A 17,463-nucleotide genomic window follows, 5' to 3' on the forward strand; every position below is an offset into this window, starting at 1 on the left:
GGGGCCGGACGCCACCGTACCTGCCGGAGGCGTCGGAGGGACGGCTGATGCGACCTCGCCGGACGGCCGACGGGCGGTACGGCGCACGGCCGACGACCGACGGACAGGCGACGCAGGGCCGACAGACGGAGAGATGGACGGAACGACGGACTGGCCGACGGTCAGGCGGGCACGGTCACGCGGGGGCGGCGAGCGGTGGGTGTTCGAGCACGCGGGGCTTGTACTCGACCAGCTGGATGCGGCCGTCAAAGGTGCGGTGCTCGGTCATGTCGAGGGCGACGTCCGGATAGCCGTCGTAGATGCGTTCCGCGCCCGTGGCCCCGGTGATCACCGGGAACATCACGACCCGGAAGCGGTCGACGAGTCCGGCCCGCAGCAGCGACCGGCACAGGCTGAGGCTGCCGATGGTGCTCAGGAGCCCCGAACCGCTCGCCTTCATGGCGCGGACCGTCTCGACGGCGTCGTCACGGACGAGCGTGCAGTTGTCCCAGGTCAGCGGCTCCTTGAGCGAGGAGGAGAACACCACCTTGGACGCTTGCGTGAGCTCGCCGACGGACGCCTCCTCCTCGGGCCTGAACTCGTCCTGGCCCGACGGGACCTCGCCCGCGGCGAAGCCCGACATCAGGCGGTAGGTGTTCGCCCCCATCAGGTACGTGACCTCGGGCTGCTCACCGAGCCACGCGAGGTACTCGGGGCCTTCCAGGCCCCAGAATCCGGGCCATCCCTCCCCCGATGCGTAACCGTCGAGAGAGGTGATGAAATCGACGAGTAGCTCCGACACGGCACTGTCCTTTCCCAGGGAGTCGAGTCACCAGATTGGACCGGCCGGAAGCCACAAACTCATCGGCCACGCTGTGAAGCGACGAGAAACCCCGGATGTCGCGGCCGATCAGGTGGGCGGGGGCTGGACTCCTCGCGGCCTCCAAGCGGACCCGCGCGCCGACTCCACGCCATCCGGGACGCCGGTACGAGGCAGTGCATGCGCCCCCGGCTCCCCGCCGGCTCGGCCCGATCACCGCCTGCTCCCGGTACGGCATCGGGCCGACCGCCGCCGCGATCCCGCCGGCGGCTGCGCGCGAGGGTCCGCGGGCTGGACTGCGGGCGCGGAATCCGCTCCCCCGCCGGGCTCGCCCCGTCCGAGAGGCGGCCCGCTCCGGGTGGAGACCGACCCCCCGGCCCCGGTCGACTCCGCTCCCCTACCGGCGCCGGCCGACCGGGCGGGGCGGGCGCGCGCGAGGTCGATGGGAGCGGGTACGCAGGGCAACGAACCGGGTCCTTCAGCCCGCCTCTACCGCCGCGCGCGGGCCGTCACCGGAAAGGCGTGGGCCTGGTGACCGCCGGTCGCGAGCATGCGGACGTCGCCGTGCTCGCTGATCTCCGCGCGCACGATGCCCGTATCGTCCTCGTAGACCGGGCAGCCACCCGGCCCGGCACGATCCGTGCGGCGGACCACGACCACGTCGTCAGCCACCGCCGACTCGTTGAAGACCAGCTCGTATGTCTCGGGGTACTCCATCGATGCCACCACCCTCTTCCATCGTGACCCCCATACGGGCCACCCGCCTGTTCACCACAGTGCGCGGGTACGCGGGATCCCGGGTGCACGGGTACGGGTACGGGTACGCGGGGGTAACCGGTGCCCGGGTCAGAGGCCGAATTCCGCCGCCGACAGGCCAAGGGCCGCACACGCCTCGCGGATGATCTGCTCCTCGGCGGGCTCGATGTAGCCGTCCGCACCCGCGACCACGATGCCGGTCTGGATGACGGCGCGCGCCTCGGCGGGCTTCTTCGCCACCTTGGCGACCTCCTGGAGCACCGACGCCTTGCCGATCACGAAGCCGGCCGACAGCTGGTCGACGTGCTTGTTGAAACGCTGGCGGAGCTGGTCGGCGGGGAAGTTCTGGAGGACGTCGTTGGTGAGGATGAGCGATTCGACGTGCTGGCGCTCGGCCGGGTCGATCCGGCCGTCGGCCGCGGCCACCAACGCGCACATGGCCATGCTGGCGTCCCGGAAGGCGCCGCTCTTCAGCTCCGCCTTCAGCGAGGTGAGCTGCAGCTTCAGCGCGCTCACGAGCTCGGCCCTGGATCCGCCGCCGGACCCTGTGCCGGACCCTGTCCCGGCCCGCGCGCCGGACGGCCCGTGGCCCGGGGAGCCGCCACGCATCCCTTGAGCCTGCTGCAGACCTCTGGTCGCCTGGTCCTTGATCCGATCCCACATCGCCACTCGTGCCACCTCGGCTTCTGCCATGTCGTGCCTCACCGGACGCGCGTCATCGTGCGTCACCCTGCCAACGCCATCCGTATGCCGTGAAGTTCCGCCCGCGCGGAGGAATCGGCCTCCTCTGCGCACATGCCGCCTGCCGGCCTCGTCTGCCGCCGACCGGCCTCGTCCGCCGTCCGCCTCGCCCGGCGGGCTCGTCGGCACCTAGGCACGCGGGGCGGTCGCGTGCCAGCATGACGGCGTGACAAAGATCGTCAAGGGGGGAAACCTGCCGGTCCCCGGGCAGGTGTGGCGGATCGCGGTCGTTCGGCGGGCGGCCGGGGACGGAGTGCCGGAGGTCGACGCCTCGGCGCTGCTGCTCGACGCCACGGGCCGGGTCAGGGGCGATGGCGACCTGGTCTTCTACAACCAGCTGACCCATCCGTCCGGCGCCGTGCGGCACATCGGGCAGGTGCGTGACGAGCAGCACCGTGTCGCCGACTGGCTGGAGGTCGACACGGCGCTGGTGGAGCCCGCCGTCCACCGCATCGTCATCAGCGCCTCCACCGACGCGGGGACGTTCGGCCAGGTGCCGGGGCTCCACATACGGACGATCAGCGCCGGTACGGGGGAGCAACTGGCGCTGTACGAGGTCGATGACGCGAGCACCGAGACGGCGTTCGTGCTCGGCGAGTTCTACCGGCGCGACGGGGCGTGGAAGTTCCGCGCCGTGGGCCAGGGGTGGGACTCCGGACTCGTCGGGCTTGCGGAGGACTTCGGCGTCGAGGGCAGGGACCCGGACCTCGACGAGACCGCCCTCGACGACGGGCCGGCGGCGCCGGTCGGCGCGCCGCCGGAGGCCATCCCCGAGGAGCTTCTGGCGAAGGTCCGGGAAGCGGAGGCCGCCGACCTGGAGCCGGTTACCGTACTGGAGCCGGTTGCCGACCTGGAACCGGATGCCCTCCTGGAGCCGGATGCCCTCCTGGAACCGCTCGCCGTCCAGGTCCCTGAGCGGACCGGCCGCCCGGCGTCGGACCTGGGCGTCTTCGGCGGGGACTTCCCCGAGTTCGTCCGCAGCGGCAGGGGCGGGAAGACGCTCACGGTCGACGTGCCGATTCCCGCCGGCTACGTGGTGGTCGACTCCGTCCGGAGGGGTGACGGCTACTTCAGCGTGCACAGCCTGGACGAGCACGGCCAGAAAGACGTCCTCCTCGCGAACACGACCCTGGAGGACTTCGAGGGCCGGTCCGTGCTGCGCCACAGCGGCAGGAGCCCGCTGCGCCTGCGCGTGGGTGCCGCGGGCCGGGAGTGGACGATCGCCGTCCGTCCGGTGAGCGTCGTGGAGGAACTCGGCCGGGGCGCGAAGGGCCGGGGCGCGGACGTGCTGCTCCACACGGGGCCCGCCGGCCGGCTCACGTCCACGCTCCACACCTTCGGTCACGAGTACTTCCTCGTGAAGGGTCATGCCCCGGACGGCCGCGACCGCCTGCTCGCCAACGCGGCGAGCCGTCGCCCCAAGGACACCAGGGAGCTGCCGGCGGGACCGCTGCTCGTGCACGTCAGGAGCGCCGACGGCGACTGGACCCTGGAGGTCCGCCCGCCGAAGGAACGCGGCTCGGGCAGGTTCTGGCGCCGGACGGCACGCTGAGGGCGTCCCGCCGGGTGAGGTGCCGGTCCGGCTGCGGATGCCAGCGGCCCGCAGGCCCGCACCGGCAAGGGCGGCCCTCAGGACCGCACCGGCAAGGGCGCACCCGCAGGGGCGCACCCGCAGGGACTTCGCGCCGCCGCCGTGTCGGCTGTCGGGCTCATGCCCGATCGCGCGTGTTCCGGCGGTGCGGATCGAGCGGCAGGTTCCGGCTGGTCACCCGGTCAGGCGCGCCAGCGCCCCCAGTACCGGTGCCACGCCGTCCTCCGCCGCGAGGCCCTTGGCCAGTGCGCGGGCACTCGTGGCATAGGAGTCGTTGCGCGTCGCCCGGCGCAGGGATTCCGCCAGGGTGTCGGAGGTCAGTCGGCGCAGGGGCACCGCGCCGGGGGAGGTGCCCAGCGTGGTCAGTCGGGAGGCCCAGAAGGCCGCGTCGAACTGGACCGGGACGGGAACCGAGGGCACCCCGGCCCGCAGGACGGCGCCGGTGGTGCCCGCTCCCGCGTGGTGCACGACGGCGGCCGTCCGGGGGAACAGCAGGGAGTGCGGCACCTCGCCGACGGTCAGGACGTCGTCGCCCCGGACGTCCAGACCCGCCCAGCCGCTCTGCACGATCCCGCGTACCCCGGCCGCCCTGAGCGCGGCGACGATCTCGCGGCTCACCCGCCGGGGATCGGGGACGGTGGCGCTGCCCAGGCCCACGAACACCGGCGGAGGGCCGGCGGCCAGGAAGTCCTCCGTCTCTGTCGGCAGGCGACCGTCCGGTGTCTCGTGCGGCCACCAGTACCCCGACACCACCAGCCCGGCGGGCCAGTCCCTGGGCCGGGGGACCACGAGTTCGCTGTAGCCGTGGAACACGGGCCACGACCGCCGGGCCCGGCCCCCCGCCGGCGCCGCCAGCCCATGGCGACGCGGCAGCGAACGCAGGGCGTCGCGGAACATCAGGTCCACCGACGCCATGACGGCCCGGCCGCTCAAGCGGTTTCCCACCGCGCCCAGCGGCCTGGTTCCCAGGACGGGCGCCGGGAAGTCACCGGTCGGATGGAGCGGCTGGAGGTGCAGCCCCAGAGCCGGCACCGAAAGTCCCTCCGCGATGGCGTACCCGAGCGGGCCCAGCGCGCCGCCGACCAGCAGGACCTCGCCCTCGCGCGCCGCGTCCACCAGGGCCGCCGTCATCTCGTCGACCGATCGGCGCGCCATCGACACCAGCCGGACGAGTTTCCCGGCCCCGGTCCTGGCGTCGTGCAGCCGTCGGCCCCGCACGGAGTGCAGCTCGGCGCGCGGGTCCACCGGCAGCGGACGAAAGCCCACCCCCGACCCCGCCACCAGTGGTTCGAACACCCCGTGCGTGGCCAGGAGCACCTCGTGCCCGGCCCGTACGAGACCGGCACCCAGACCTGTGAACGGCGCGACGTCACCGCGCGACCCCGCCGTCATCATCACGATACGCACGCCACCAGCGTGCCCCGCCCGGCACGCGACCACGCCGGGGACCCGCCCACACGATCGACGGAATCCGCCGGCGGGCACCGGACCGCGGGCCCCGCGCCCGGCGAAGTCGGCTTCAGGACCGTTCGAGCAGGGCCATCAGGGCGCGGGCGGCGGGGCTGGTGGCCTGCGGGGGCGGCAGCAGCGCGACCGTTTCGTAGACGGTTGCCGGGACGCCCCGCACGGGCAGGGCGCGCAGGGCCTCGCGTTTGTGCCGGAAGTGGCGGGGGACGGCGGCCACTCCCAGGTTCTCGTCGACCAGGTCGAGCAGGCTGTGGACGTCGTTGACCTCCAGGGCCACCTTGCGTCGTACGCCCGCGACGGCGAAGGCGGCGTCGGTAGCCCGGCGCGGACCCCAGTCGGGATGGAAGTCGACGAAGACCTCCGCGGCAAGGTCGGCGGGCGCGAGGGGCGCCCCGGCCGTCGCGAGCGGGTGGTCGGGGTGGCACAGCAGGGTCATCGGCTCGGTGGCGAGGGGTAGGGAGCGCAGCTGGTCGGAGTCGGCGCACGGGCGGTAGGCGAAGGCCAGGTCGAGGCGGCCGCCGGCGACCTCCTCGGCCAGGTCCAGGGATCCGGACTGGCGCAGCCGGATCTCCACGTCCGGGTGCCGCCGGCGGAACGAGGCCAGCAGCCCCGCCGCGTAGACGCCGGCGATGCACTGCTCGGTGCCCAGCGTCAGCGTGCCGCGCAGCACTCCCTGCACGGCCGCCACCGCTTCGCGCGCGGTCCTCACCTGGGCCAGGATCCGCTCGGCCTCGCCCAGCAGCGCCCGTCCGGCCTCGGTGAGGGTCACCTGCCGGGTGGTCCGTACGAACAAGGGGGCGCACAGCTCCCGCTCCAGGGCCCGGACGGAGGCGGACAGGCCCGACTGGGACACCATCAGCCGTTCCGCGGCGCGGGTGAAGTGCTGTTCCTCGGCGACGGCGACGAAGTGCTGGAGGTGGCGCAGTTCCATGATTGTGCAGCTTATCCGCTGAATCCCATCGGATTCTCCTGTTGGACCGATGACCCCGTGCGGGTGCAGATTGGTGCACGGCCCGCCCCGCGGGCGGGCTGCCGCCCGCACTCCTCCCTCGACCTCATGGAGCCGTGTTGTACGCCGCACACCCCGACCGTTACGCCCACATGCCCTACCGCCGCACCGGGAACAGCGGCCTGAAGCTGCCCGCGCTGTCGCTGGGCCTGTGGCACAACTTCGGTCCCGACCGGACGGCGGAGGGCCAGCGGGCCATCCTGCGCCGCGCCTTCGACCTCGGGATCACCCACTTCGACCTGGCGAACAACTACGGCCCGCCGCCCGGCGCGGCCGAGTCCGCCCTCGGCGCGGTCCTCGCGACGGACTTCGCGCCCCACCGCGACGAGCTGGTCGTCTCCACGAAGGCCGGCTACCTGATGTGGCCCGGCCCGTACGGCGAGTGGGGTTCGCGCAAGTACCTCCTGTCGTCGCTCGACCAGAGCCTGGACCGCCTGGGCCTGGACTACGTCGACGTCTTCTACTCGCACCGCTTCGACCCGGAGACTCCCCTGGAGGAGACGATGGCCGCCCTGCACTCGGCGGTCCAGCAGGGCAAGGCCCTGTACGTCGGCGTCTCCAACTACTCCGCCGAGCAGACCCGCGAGGCCGCCCGCATCCTCGGCGAGCTCGGCACCCCGCTCCTCATCCACCAGCCGCGCTACTCCCTGCTCGACCGGCGCCCGGAGACCGAGGGCCTGCTGGACGCGCTCGACGACCTGCGGGTCGGCTCCATCGCCTACTCCCCGCTGGAGCAGGGCCTGCTCACCGGACGCTATCTGAACGGCATTCCCGACGACTCCCGGGCCGCGAGCGACAGCCCCTTCCTGCGGCGCGAGGCCGTCACCGAGGACCTGGTGACCCGGCTGCGGGCCCTGAGCGCCCTGGCCGAGGGCCGTGGTCAGTCGCTGGCCCAGCTCGCCCTGGCCTGGGTGCTGCGCGGGGGGCGCGTGACCTCGGCCCTGATCGGAGCGAGCAGCACCCACCAGCTCGACGACAGCGTGGCCGCCCTGAAGAACCTCGACTTCGATGCCGCGGAACTGGCTCGCATCGACGACCTCGTCGGGCCGTGACCCCCGGGGCCGAAACCGGCGTTCTCCTCCGAACCTCCGACCACAGGAGCCCCAACCGAGCATTTTTCAGCCGCAGTTGAGTGTGGGAGCGGCGGAGTCGGGCATCCGGCCCGCATGGGAGATGAGCCCGAGAACAGACCCTCGCCGCCCCGCCGTCCGTGGAAGCGCCCCGGAGGGAAGTGGCGCCTCACCGTCGCCGCCCTGCTGGTGGTCGCCGTCGCCCTCATGGTGATCGGCCAGCTCTTCAGGCTCCCGGGCCTGGACGTCTTCGGGACCGACGTGAAGGACCGCTCCGGCCCCGCCGTCCTGAAGTCCGTCCAGGACCTGAGCCGGTACGAGGGCGCGGCCGGGACGTACCAGATCGTGGTCGACCTGGAACACGACGCCCGGTTCCTGCCGGACGCCATCCGCGGCACCCGCACCCTGTACGTGGCGACCGGCAGCGTCAGCGCCTACGTGGACCTCGGCGGTCTGCACGACGACGCCGTGACCGTCGACGCCGACCGGACCGAAGCCACCCTCCGCCTGCCCCACGCCCGGCTGACCGACGCGGCGCTCGATCCCGAACACTCCTACGCCGTGTCCAAGCAACGGGGTCTGCTCGACCGACTGGGCGACCTCTTCTCCGACAACCCCGCCAGCGAACAGGCCGTCCACGTCCTCGCCGCGGAGCGGATCGGCGACGCCGCCCGCGCGTCCGACCTGACCTCACGGGCGGAACGGAACACCGCCGCGATGCTGCGGGAACTCCTGGGGGGCCTCGGCTTCGAGCGGGTGACCGTCACCTTCGTGTGAGCGGAGTCGTACTGCTTCATGTGAGCGGAGTCGTACTGCGCCGTCCGGGTTGTGTGACGCGGGACACGCGCGGAGCTCTCCTCCGCCGGGGCAAGGGGCTCCTATGAGTTCCCACGACGACGAGCGGGCCCGCCCCGGCCCCACCGCACCGGACGCCACCACGGTCGAGGCCCTCGGTTCGCTGTCCAAGGCCCTGGAGACCGTGGAGCGCGCCCGGGGCCATCTGTACGGCTTCCACCAGCTGACCGGCACCGCCGACTTCGAGCTCGACCGGGCGGTGATGCTCCTGCGGGCGGCCGGGCACCACGCCTGGGCGGACCGGGTGGAGACGGAGCTCCTGGGGCGCAACGTGATCCCGGGCAGCTGGACGTACCAGATCGTCGACGCCTACAACGAGACCTACTACGAGCCGTTCCGGGCGGTCGAGCGCGCCGCGGTGTCGGCGCTTGCCGGTGGCCGGGAGCACCGCTTCGAGGCCCGTCTCCAGAAGGACCGGCGCACGCCCGGTCACCCCGACCACGCCCCGGCGGAAGGAGCCGACGCATGAGCGACGCCGGCGGCCCCGTCGGCGCCCGTCCCGACGACGCGTCCGACGCAGCCTCCGACGCCGCTGCCGGCGACCCCGCCGACGGCCTGCTGGACGGGCTGAGCGTGGACACCAGCCGCCCGGAGCAGCCCGTTCTGCTGGACGCGCGGGGGCTCCCCATCCGGACCTGGCGCGAGAACTACCCCTACGAGCGGAAGATCCGTCGCGGCGAGTACGAACGGACCAAGCGGGTCCTGCAGATCGAGCTGCTGAAGCTGCAGCGCTGGGTCAAGGAGACGGGTGCCCGGCTGGTCGTGATCTGCGAGGGGCGGGACGCGGCGGGCAAGGGCGGCACGATCCAGCGCTTCACGGAGCGGCTCAACCCCCGGGGGGCGCGGATCGTCGCCCTGGACAAGCCGACCGAACGGGAGGCGGGGCAGTGGTACTTCCAGCGGTACGTCCCGTATCTGCCGGCACGCGGCGAGATCGTGTTCTTCGACCGTTCCTGGCACAACCGCGCGGGTGTCGAGAAGGTCATGGGCTTCTGCACGGAGGAGGAGCACGCGCTGTTCCTCCGGCAGTGCCCCGCCTTCGAGTCGATGCTGGTCGAGGACGGCATCATCCTGGTCAAGTTCTGGTTCTCGGTCTCCCGCGCCGAGCAGCGCACCCGGTTCGCGATCCGGCAGGTGGACCCGGTCCGCCAGTGGAAGCTGTCGCCGACGGATCTGGCCTCGCTGGACCGGTGGGACGCGTACACCGCCGCGAAGGTCGAGATGTTCCGCGCGACCGACACCACCGACGCGCCGTGGACGGTGGTCAAGAGCAACGACAAGCGGCGGGGGCGGCTGGAGGCAATGCGCTATCTGTTGTGGCGGATCGACTACGACAGCAAGGACGCCGAGGCCGTCGGGCTGCCCGATCCCCTGATCGTGGGCGCCGCCGACACGCTCCTGGAACCGGGAGAGGAGCCGTCGGCGCTCTCCCCGACACCGCTGGCCGGGCCTCCGGTGGGCCGGGGCCATCACCCGACGGCGTGAGAAAGGCTCCAGGGGTTCCGCACCGGACAGTCGTCCGGTGCGGAACCCCTGGAGCCGTGCGGGAGGGCGGCTCAGGCGGCGCCGCTGCCCAGCAGCCCTTCGCGCAGGCGCTTCACGGTGCGGGACAGCAGTCGTGAGACGTGCATCTGGGAGCAGCCCAGGCGTTCTCCGATCTGGGCCTGGGTGAGTTCCTCGACGAACCTGAGATGGATGATGTGGCGGTCGCGCTCGTCCAGGTCCGCGATGAGCGGGGCCAGTGCGTGGAAGTCCTCCACCAGCTCCATCGCGGGGTCCTCGGCGCCGATGAAGTCGGCCAGGGACGCGTCGCCGTCCTCCTCGTCACCGCCGAGCGCGGCGTCGAGGGACGAGGAGTTGTACCCGTTCGACGCCAGCCGCGCCTCGGTCACCTCTGCCTCGGTGAGGCTCATCAGCTCGGCCAGCTCCTTCACCGTCGGCGTACGACCGAGCCGCGTACTCAGCTCCTCCGTCGCCTTCGCCAGCTCCACCCGCGCCTCCTGGAGCCGGCGCGGCACATGCACCGCCCACGACGTGTCCCGGAAGAACCGCTTGATCTCACCCACGATGTAAGGAACGGCGAAGGTGGTGAACTCGACCTCGCGCGACAGCTCGAACCGGTCGATCGCCTTGATCAGGCCGATCATCCCGACCTGGACGATGTCCTCCATCTCGTCCGCACGATGACGAAACCGCCCGGCCGCGTAACGCACCAGGCTCATGTTCATCTCGATGAGGGTGTTCCGCGCGTACTGGTACTCGTGCGTCCCCTCCTCCAGCACCGCGAGCTCCCGGAAGAACACCTTCGACAAAGCCCGCGCGTCCTTCGGCGCGACCGCCGACGTGTCCGGGATCTCCGGCAGCGTCCCCGCACCGACCTCGACTCCCGCTACCGGCATCGTGGTGACCGTCACACCGTTCCCCTCTCACGTAGGTCCCGAACCGGGACGCGCGCCCCTGAGGTTGCCCGCATACCCGGAGTTCTTCTGTCCACACCCATGATTCCTCAACTGATTCGATCGGTTTTCTAGCGCCTGAGGGACGCGAGCAGCGGCCCCCAGTCGATGTGGTGTTCCTCCGTGCCCTGGGGCACCAGGACGAAGGTCTCGCGGACGAGGCGGGCGAGCGCCTCCTGGTCGCACCTGACGACGGCGCGCCCGCCCGCCGGCCCGAGGCGCAGCAGGAGTGTTCCGTCGGGGGCGGGCCGGATCAGGACGTCGCCGTCGCCGGTGGGCCGGAGCGATCCGGTGAGGACCATCTCCCGGTCGACGCGCCACACCACCGCGTCCTCGCCCAGGAGGTGGAAGGCGATGCTCAGGGCGTGCGGGTCGCGGGAGTCGTAGCCGACGGTGGTGTCGACCCTGACCGCCGCGTCGGCGGTGAGCAGTTCCATGGCCATCGGCTGGGTGAGGACGCGCGGTGCGGGGAGCGGCGCGGCGGGATGCTGGTACATGGGTCCTCCGGCTGAGGGGCTGTCAGCGAGCGGGTGCGGTGTCCGCTTGACCCGTCCCGCCCCTGATACACCTCGTGACGGCGCGGCGGATGTGGAGATGGCGTGGGGATCGCGTGAAGCTTGTGAAGGGCTGTCAGGGGCCGGTGGGGCGGGGGCCCCGCACCGTGCCGCTGGGGGTGTCGCCGTCGGGTCCCGCGGTCTCGGACCGGCCCGTCAGGTGCTCGTACGTGCCGGTGATCAGGAGCATGCGGTCGAGGAAGGGCGGTCTGCGGTCGAGGTGCAGCCGGACGCCGGCGGCGGCGGCCAGCCGGTGGAGGGTCAGCAGGGCGGACAGGCCCATCGAGTCGCACAGGGTCAGTCCGGCGCAGTCGACGCGGACGTCCGTCGGGGCGGCGGGCGCGTCGAGGTGGGCGCGTGCGGTGTCGGTCAACTCGTCGGCGCTGTCCCAGGCCAGGTCGCCGGCGAGTGTCACGTACAGGACGCCGTCGGGGGCGGTGACGGTCCGGAGTGCGAAGGTGTGGTCGGGGGTGTTCACGAGCGGGGTCCCGGGGCCGGTGGGGCGGGTACGCGGAGGAGGGCGAGGCGCCCGGCGGCGAGGTGGGACCGCGCGCGGGGGAAGTCGTGCTGGGCGTCGGCGAGCAGGTCGAGGGCGGCGGCCAGGGCGGTGCCCGGGACGCCGCGGGCCCGGAGGATCGCGGCGGTCCAGGTGGTGAAGCCGGTGAACAGCTCGGGATCGTCGGTGTAGAGGGACGCGGCGAGGAAGTCGACGATGTGAGCGATGTCCTCCGCGGTCCTCTCCCGCTGCCTTTCGGTGTACGCGGCCATGGCCGGGACCGAGGCGTCGAGGCCCTCGAGGACGTGGCGGACGAGCTGGGTGCGGGCGCGCGTGACCAGGGTGAACTCCTGGTCGGCCAGATGGGACAGGTCGCCGCCGGGGGCGGGCCGGGCCGTGCGGGGACGCGGCGGGCCGGCGGCGAGGAGGCGGGCGGCGGCGCGGGCGTCCGGTGCCCATCCGTCCGCGCCGAGCAGGCGGGCGTACCGGCCGTCGGGCCCGAAGGCGGCTCCGCCGACGAGGACGGGGAGTCCGATGGCCTGGACGGCGGTGACGGCGGCGTGGGCGGTCGGGAGCCGGAGCGGCAGCGAGGCGGAGAGCGCGACGGCGTCGGTGCCGGTCTCGTGCAGGTGCGCGATGAGGTGGGGGGTGGGGACGTGTGCCCCGAGGTAGTCGACGGAGAAGCCCCGGCCGCGCAGGACCTCGGCGAGGAGGCGGGCGGGAAGGGCGTGCCACTCGCCGTCGACGCAGGCGACGGTGATGTGCCGGGGCGTCGTACCGGTCTCCGGCCGGGGGCCGCGCGCGTCCGCCGCGCGGTGGGCGAGGGCTGCGACGACGCGGTCCTGGATGGCCGTCGCGGCGTGCTCCTGGGCGACTCCGATGCGGCCGGCGGCCCACTCCGCGCCGATCCTGGCCTGGGTCGGGCCGATCACGTCGAGGAGGAGGTCCTCGGCCGGTACGCCGGTGTCGTGGGCGGCGAGGACGGCCGCGGCGGCCGCCGGTTCGTCCCGTGCTTCCAGGGCCGTCCACAACTGTCGGCGGGTGGCGGCGAGGCTGGTGGTCGAGGGGGTGGTGGTCTGCGTGCTCACGCGGTGTACCTGCCCCGGGTGTGGCCGTTCACCGCGGAGAGATGGTGGGTGTGCGGCGCGGTGATGGCGACGACCGCCATGTCGTCGTGGGGGCCGTGGCCCACCCAGTCCCCCGCGATCATCTGCAGGCGCTCGACGATGGCCTCGGCCGGGAGGCCCACGCATTCGGCGAGCGCGGAGCACAGTCGGTCCTCGCCGAACATGGCCGAGCCGAGCGGCCCGCCACGGGCCTCGGTGATCCCGTCGGTGTAGAGCAGGCACGTCTCGCCGGGCAGGAGGTGGACGGTCGCGGATCGGCTGGAGACGACGGGCAGGGCGCCCACCAGGGTGCCCGCGGTGTCCGCCTCCTCCACCTCGCCCGTGGCGCGCAGGATGAGCGGGCGGGGGTGGCCGGCGCTGGTGAGCCGGAGCCGCACCTGGCTGCCCGCGCGCCGTACCGAGGCCAGGACGAGGGTGGCGAAGCGGGTGTGCCGGGCGGTCAGCAAGGCGCCGTTGAGCAGCCGCAGGACGGACTGGTGGTCGTCGGCGAGGGGCAGCAGGGCCTGTACGGTGCTGCGGATCCTGCCCGTGAGCACGGCGGCGTCCAGTCCCTTGCCGCACACGTCGCCGAGGACGGCGAGCGTCTCCTGGCCGTCCTCGGTGCCGGCGTGCACGTCGTAGAAGTCGCCGCCGATGCGCTCGGTGTCCTGGGAGGTGCGGTAGCCGCCGGCGAAGTCGACGCCGCCGACGTGGTGGAGCTGCGGCGGGAGGAGTTCGGCGATGAGCGCGCGGGTGATGCGGGCCTGTTCCGTGTAGAGGCGGGCGGCCGAGAGGGCGGCGCCCGCGCGGGCGGCGAACAGGCGGGCGAAGAGCTCCTCGGACGCCTCGAAGGCCGGCCGCCCGCCGCGCCGCAGCAGGATCAGGGCTCCGGCGGGCACGCCGTGGCCGGGCAGCGCGGTGATGGCGACGGCGCCCGGGGGCCCTCCGAAGCCGTCGGGCACGGCCCAGTCCGGGAGTTCGGCGGGGTCGATCCAGCGGGCGGGCACCGGCGGGAAGCCTTGCAGGGCCTCGGCGAGTCCCGGTACGAGGGCCGGGTCCAGGGTGAGCTGGCTCCGCTCGAAGCCGCCGTCCATGGCGGTGACCACGGTGTAGCGGTTCCGTACGGGCGGGGAGATCACGAGGGCCGCGTCGCCGAGGTGGGCGGCGGCGAGCAGGGCGGCCGTCTCCAGGCAGCGGTCGGGGTTGAGGGAGGCCAGCAGCTGCGTGGACGCCTCGGCCAGGAGGGTGTGACGCTCCCGTTCGGTCCGCAGGGCGTCCTGTGCGGCCGTCAGGTCGGAGTCGTCGACGAGCCACCAGGCCACGTCTCCGTGACCGGAATCGGTGGGGTGGGCTCGCAGGAGCCGGCCGTCGTGGCTGCCGCGCAGCGGGGCGGGTCCCGCCCGCGCCGCCGCCGCGGCGGCCGGTGCGGGCGCCGGGTGGGCAAGGCGTCGGTGGGCGTCGGCGAGCCATCCCGGGACGACCTCGTCCAGCCATGTGCCGACCCGCATCCGGGGGAAGAGGTCGGCCGCCGCCGCGTTGAACTCCACGACGCCGCCCTGCCGGTCGGCCACCACGGCGGGATGGGGCGAGCCGTGCCAGGAGGTGCCCGCCGTTCCCGCGGTTTCCCGGGAACGGCCGGACTCGTCTTCGAAAACAGTCATAAGAGCGTGGCCCGTGTGTGGTGGCCCGCCACCTTCCCACTCGACGACAGCTCGTCCGTCCAGCCTTGCGGAGCGGGCGCCGCACGGCAAGTGAACCCCCCTCCTCCGGTACGCGCCCCGTGCTTCCGCGCGACACCCGCACGGTTTCGGCACAGGAGCTTCACCGGAGGCGGGCCCTCACGTGGCAGTGAGGACGAGGACCGCCCGGTCGTCGTCGATCTCGTGTCCGCCGGTGAACGCGCGCACGGCCTGGGTGAGGGCGTCGACGACCTGCTGGGCCGAGGGGCGGGGCGGGGTGCCGGCGACGGCTTCGGCGAGGCGTTCCTCGCCGAACTGCTCGCCGTCGCCGTCACGGGCCTCCGTGATGCCGTCCGTGTAGAGCAACAGGCTCTCGTGCGGGTCGAGATGGACGGTGCGGGAGACGACGTCGGTGGCGGGGGAGATGCCGAGCAGGGATCCGGGGGCGTCGACGAGGCGGGTGGTGTGGCGGGCGTCGAGGTGGAGGGGCAGGGTGTGGCCGGCCCGTACGAGTTCGACGTCCAGTCCGTGGCCGGTGGGGGTGAGCCGGCCGCACACGAGGGTGACGAAGCCGGTGCCGTGGCTGCCGGGCCGGTTGACGAGGGCCTGGTTGACGGCCGCGACGACCTCCTCCGGGCCGGGCAGGAGGGGGGCGACGGCCCGGGCGGTGTGGCGGACGAGGGCGGTGGTCGTGGCGGCGATGGCGCCGCGCCCGCAGACGTCGCCGAGGAGGAACGCCCACCGGCCGTCGCCCAGCGGGAAGACGTCGTAGAAGTCGCCTCCGATGTCGAGGCCCTCCCCGGCGGGGTGGTAGGAGGTGGCCACGTCCGCGCCGGGTACGTCGGGGAGTTCCGGCATGAGGAGCCCGGCCTGGAGGTCGCGGGCGAGGGTCACCCGGTGGGTGTACTGGCGGGCGTTGCGGGCGGCGGAGGCGGCGCGGCGGGCGAGTTCCTCGGCGAGGGCCACGCGGTGTCCGTCGAAGGGCGCCGCCTCGGTGGAGAGCAGCGTCACGGTGCCGAAGGCGGTGCCGCGGTCGAGCAGCGGGATGCAGAGGTAGCCCGTCACGCCGAGGTCCCGCCAGGGGCCCGGTCCGGTGGGCGCGCGCCGGGCGATCTCGCTCGCGCGCGTCGCGAGGACCCGGGCGACGGCGTCGTCGTCGGAGTCGTAGACCGGGATGTGGGAGGCGAGGACCCGCCGCTGCCGTTCGTCCGGGGCGGCCGTGGCGACGCGGTGCAGGCGCCCGTTCTCCACGAGGTCGACGGCGCACAGCGGTGCCAGGCGCGGGGCGCAGGAGGCGGCGAGCCGTTCCAGGGTCTGGACGGCGTCGAGGTCGACGGTGAGGGCGGTGCTGGCCTGGAGGAGGAAGGCGAGGTCCTCGCGGGCCTCCCGCTCGCGGGTCTCGGCGGCCCTGCGGGCCGCCTCCTCCTGGTGCCGCTCCACGGCGAGTGCCGCGGTGTCGGCGAAGAGGCGGGCGAGGGCGAGGTCGGCCGTCTGCGGGAGCCTGGGGGCGCGGTGGTACATCGCGAAGGTTCCCAGGAGGGCGCCGTCGCGTCCCAGGACGGGGGTGGACCAGCAGGCGGACAGGTCGGCCTGCCGTGCCAGGTCGCGGAAGTCGTCCCACAGGGGGTCCGTGGCGATGTCGGCGACGACGACGGGCTCGCGGCGGTGGGCGGCGGTGCCGCAGGACCCGGCGCCCTCGCCGATGTCGATCCCGTCGACGGCCCGGTTGTAGAAGTCGGGCAGGCTGGGTGCCGCGCCGTGGAGGAGGCGCCGGCCGTCGCGGTCGGCGAGGAGGACGGAGACGACGAGGTCCTCGGGCGACAGTTCCTCTATCGCGCGCGCCATTCCGTCCAGGACCTCGCTCAGCGGCGCCTGCCGGGCGATCTGTTCCAGGAGCACGCGGTGCTCGGCCGTGAACCTCTGGGCCTGCTTGACCTGTGTCGTCTCCACGCCGATGACCCGTACGCCGGTGACGTTGCCGCCGGTGTCGACGCGGGGCTCGTAGCTGAAGTCGAAGAACGCCTCCCGGTGCTCCGCGCCGTCGGCGAGGAGCACCCGGGCGTCGCGGCTCGTGCGGGAGGTGCCCGACCGGTACACGCGGTCGAGCAGGCCGATGAGTTCCTGGCCGGCGAGCCCGGGCAGCAGCTGCGCGAGGGGCACGTCGGTGCGGCCGCGCGGGCCCGCGCCGATCGCGTCGAAGAAGGCGGGGTTGGCGCTCTCGACGAGGTGGGCGGGTCCGGCGAGGGAGGCGAAGACGGCGGTGGCTTCGCCGAACAGGGCTCTGAGGTCGTCCTCCGCCGGGCCGGCGGCGGCACGACCGAAGTCCTCCGCCGGGTCGGGCCGGTGGGGGTGCTGACCCGGTACGCGCCTCATGCGCTCTCTTTCCTGTTCGGCCGCGCCGGTGCTCCGGCTCCGGGTGCGGTGTCCGGCCCGGCCGGTCCCGCGGCGAGTGCCTCGTGCACGCCGGCGTGCATGGTGAAGATCTGGTCCAGGCCGGTCAGGGCGAACAGGCGCTGGACGGTTCGCGGTACGGCGGCGAGCCGGAGGGGTCTCCCCCGGGCGGAGAGGTGCTGGTAGAGGCGCAGCAGGGCGCTGACGCCGCTGGAGTCGCAGAAGGTCAGGGCGGCGAGGTCGGCCACGACGGGCCCTTGGCCGTCGCCGGAGACCGGGCCCGTCCGCCGGACCTCGTCCAGCTGGACGGCGCTGTCGAAGTCCAGCTCGCCGCGGAGCAGCAGCACCGTGCCCCGCTCCTCCTGTCCGATGTCGACCGAGAACACCCTCGACTTCCTCCGTGCGCCGCTTGCGATGTACGTCCCGGCCTGGGGGCGGCCCGGAGATCACTGTCCCTTCCGCGTTCCCCGGTCCGCCGGATTCACGGCGGAGC

The 17,463-nt window shown here is 73.4% G+C and carries 17 protein-coding genes; 5 read left to right on the plus strand and 12 right to left on the minus strand.

The genetic code is table 11. The features are described from left to right. Positions 1 to 175: 175 nt before the first annotated feature. The 3 genes from ACIGHB_RS28945 to ACIGHB_RS28955 all read right to left on the minus strand — a co-directional run bounded on the left by ACIGHB_RS28945 (position 176) and on the right by ACIGHB_RS28955 (position 2,224). Positions 176 to 781, minus strand: a complete 606-nt coding sequence (locus ACIGHB_RS28945) for a dihydrofolate reductase family protein (protein WP_399917001.1) — start codon at positions 779 to 781, stop codon at positions 176 to 178. Positions 782 to 1,288: 507 nt separating this feature from the next. After that, a complete protein-coding gene (locus tag ACIGHB_RS28950) occupies positions 1,289 to 1,516 on the minus strand; it encodes a DUF6296 family protein (RefSeq protein WP_360309896.1) in 228 nt (75 codons plus the stop codon). A gap of 129 nt (positions 1,517 to 1,645) precedes the next feature. After that, positions 1,646 to 2,224, minus strand: coding sequence for a tellurite resistance TerB family protein (locus ACIGHB_RS28955; protein ID WP_399917212.1), 579 nt, complete (start codon positions 2,222 to 2,224; stop codon positions 1,646 to 1,648). Positions 2,225 to 2,462: 238 nt separating this feature from the next. On the opposite strand from ACIGHB_RS28955, the gene ACIGHB_RS28960 reads away from it, so the two are divergent. Beyond that, positions 2,463 to 3,848, plus strand: a complete 1,386-nt coding sequence (locus ACIGHB_RS28960) for a TerD family protein (RefSeq protein WP_399917003.1) — start codon at positions 2,463 to 2,465, stop codon at positions 3,846 to 3,848. Between the two features lie 213 nt (positions 3,849 to 4,061). Here the strand turns inward: ACIGHB_RS28960 and ACIGHB_RS28965 are convergent, their stop codons facing one another. Then, positions 4,062 to 5,294 carry a glycosyltransferase gene (locus tag ACIGHB_RS28965; protein WP_399917005.1) on the minus strand — a complete coding sequence of 411 codons (1,233 nt, stop codon included), beginning with the start codon at positions 5,292 to 5,294 and terminating at the stop codon, positions 4,062 to 4,064. A gap of 112 nt (positions 5,295 to 5,406) precedes the next feature. After that, positions 5,407 to 6,285 (minus strand): LysR family transcriptional regulator, encoded by an 879-nt coding sequence (locus tag ACIGHB_RS28970; RefSeq protein WP_399917007.1) that lies wholly within the window; start codon positions 6,283 to 6,285, stop codon positions 5,407 to 5,409. A gap of 137 nt (positions 6,286 to 6,422) precedes the next feature. Between ACIGHB_RS28970 and mgrA the strand changes: the two genes are divergently transcribed. The 4 genes from mgrA to ppk2 all read left to right on the plus strand — a co-directional run bounded on the left by mgrA (position 6,423) and on the right by ppk2 (position 9,773). After that, on the plus strand, positions 6,423 to 7,415 hold the full coding sequence (gene mgrA / locus ACIGHB_RS28975; protein ID WP_399917214.1) for an L-glyceraldehyde 3-phosphate reductase: 993 nt from the start codon (positions 6,423 to 6,425) through the stop codon (positions 7,413 to 7,415). Between the two features lie 114 nt (positions 7,416 to 7,529). Next, a complete protein-coding gene (locus ACIGHB_RS28980) occupies positions 7,530 to 8,210 on the plus strand; it encodes a DUF4230 domain-containing protein (RefSeq protein WP_399917009.1) in 681 nt (226 codons plus the stop codon). 103 nt (positions 8,211 to 8,313) lie between these two features. Next, positions 8,314 to 8,757 (plus strand): hypothetical protein, encoded by a 444-nt coding sequence (locus ACIGHB_RS28985; RefSeq protein WP_399917011.1) that lies wholly within the window; start codon positions 8,314 to 8,316, stop codon positions 8,755 to 8,757. After that, positions 8,754 to 9,773: a polyphosphate kinase 2 gene (gene ppk2, locus ACIGHB_RS28990; RefSeq protein ID WP_360309886.1), complete on the plus strand. Its 1,020-nt coding sequence runs from the start codon at positions 8,754 to 8,756 to the stop codon at positions 9,771 to 9,773. Before ACIGHB_RS28985 ends, ppk2 begins: the two co-directional genes overlap by 4 nt. 71 nt (positions 9,774 to 9,844) lie before the next feature. On the opposite strand, the gene ACIGHB_RS28995 is transcribed toward ppk2, so the two are convergent. From ACIGHB_RS28995 to ACIGHB_RS29025, 7 genes are all read right to left on the minus strand, one after another. Further along, positions 9,845 to 10,687: an RNA polymerase sigma factor SigF gene (locus ACIGHB_RS28995; RefSeq protein WP_399917014.1), complete on the minus strand. Its 843-nt coding sequence runs from the start codon at positions 10,685 to 10,687 to the stop codon at positions 9,845 to 9,847. A 128-nt stretch (positions 10,688 to 10,815) separates the two neighbouring features. After that, positions 10,816 to 11,241 carry an SsgA family sporulation/cell division regulator gene (locus tag ACIGHB_RS29000; protein WP_360309882.1) on the minus strand — a complete coding sequence of 142 codons (426 nt, stop codon included), beginning with the start codon at positions 11,239 to 11,241 and terminating at the stop codon, positions 10,816 to 10,818. A 133-nt stretch (positions 11,242 to 11,374) separates the two neighbouring features. After that, positions 11,375 to 11,776 (minus strand): STAS domain-containing protein, encoded by a 402-nt coding sequence (locus tag ACIGHB_RS29005; protein WP_399917016.1) that lies wholly within the window; start codon positions 11,774 to 11,776, stop codon positions 11,375 to 11,377. Further along, on the minus strand, positions 11,773 to 12,882 hold the full coding sequence (locus tag ACIGHB_RS29010; RefSeq protein ID WP_399917018.1) for a B12-binding domain-containing protein: 1,110 nt from the start codon (positions 12,880 to 12,882) through the stop codon (positions 11,773 to 11,775). The genes ACIGHB_RS29005 and ACIGHB_RS29010 overlap by 4 nt, the downstream gene beginning before the upstream one ends. Then, entirely contained in the window at positions 12,879 to 14,561 is a 1,683-nt protein-coding gene (locus ACIGHB_RS29015; RefSeq protein WP_399917020.1) for a PP2C family protein-serine/threonine phosphatase, read from the minus strand. Before ACIGHB_RS29015 ends, ACIGHB_RS29010 begins: the two co-directional genes overlap by 4 nt. 177 nt (positions 14,562 to 14,738) lie before the next feature. Further along, a complete protein-coding gene (locus ACIGHB_RS29020) occupies positions 14,739 to 16,952 on the minus strand; it encodes a SpoIIE family protein phosphatase (protein ID WP_399917022.1) in 2,214 nt (737 codons plus the stop codon). Further along, positions 16,949 to 17,356, minus strand: coding sequence for an STAS domain-containing protein (locus ACIGHB_RS29025; protein ID WP_399917024.1), 408 nt, complete (start codon positions 17,354 to 17,356; stop codon positions 16,949 to 16,951). The genes ACIGHB_RS29020 and ACIGHB_RS29025 overlap by 4 nt, the downstream gene beginning before the upstream one ends. Between the last annotated feature and the right edge of the window lie 107 nt (positions 17,357 to 17,463).

It is taken from the genome of Streptomyces sp. NPDC085460 (genome assembly GCF_044541975.1).
Lineage (GTDB): Bacteria > Actinomycetota > Actinomycetes > Streptomycetales > Streptomycetaceae > Streptomyces.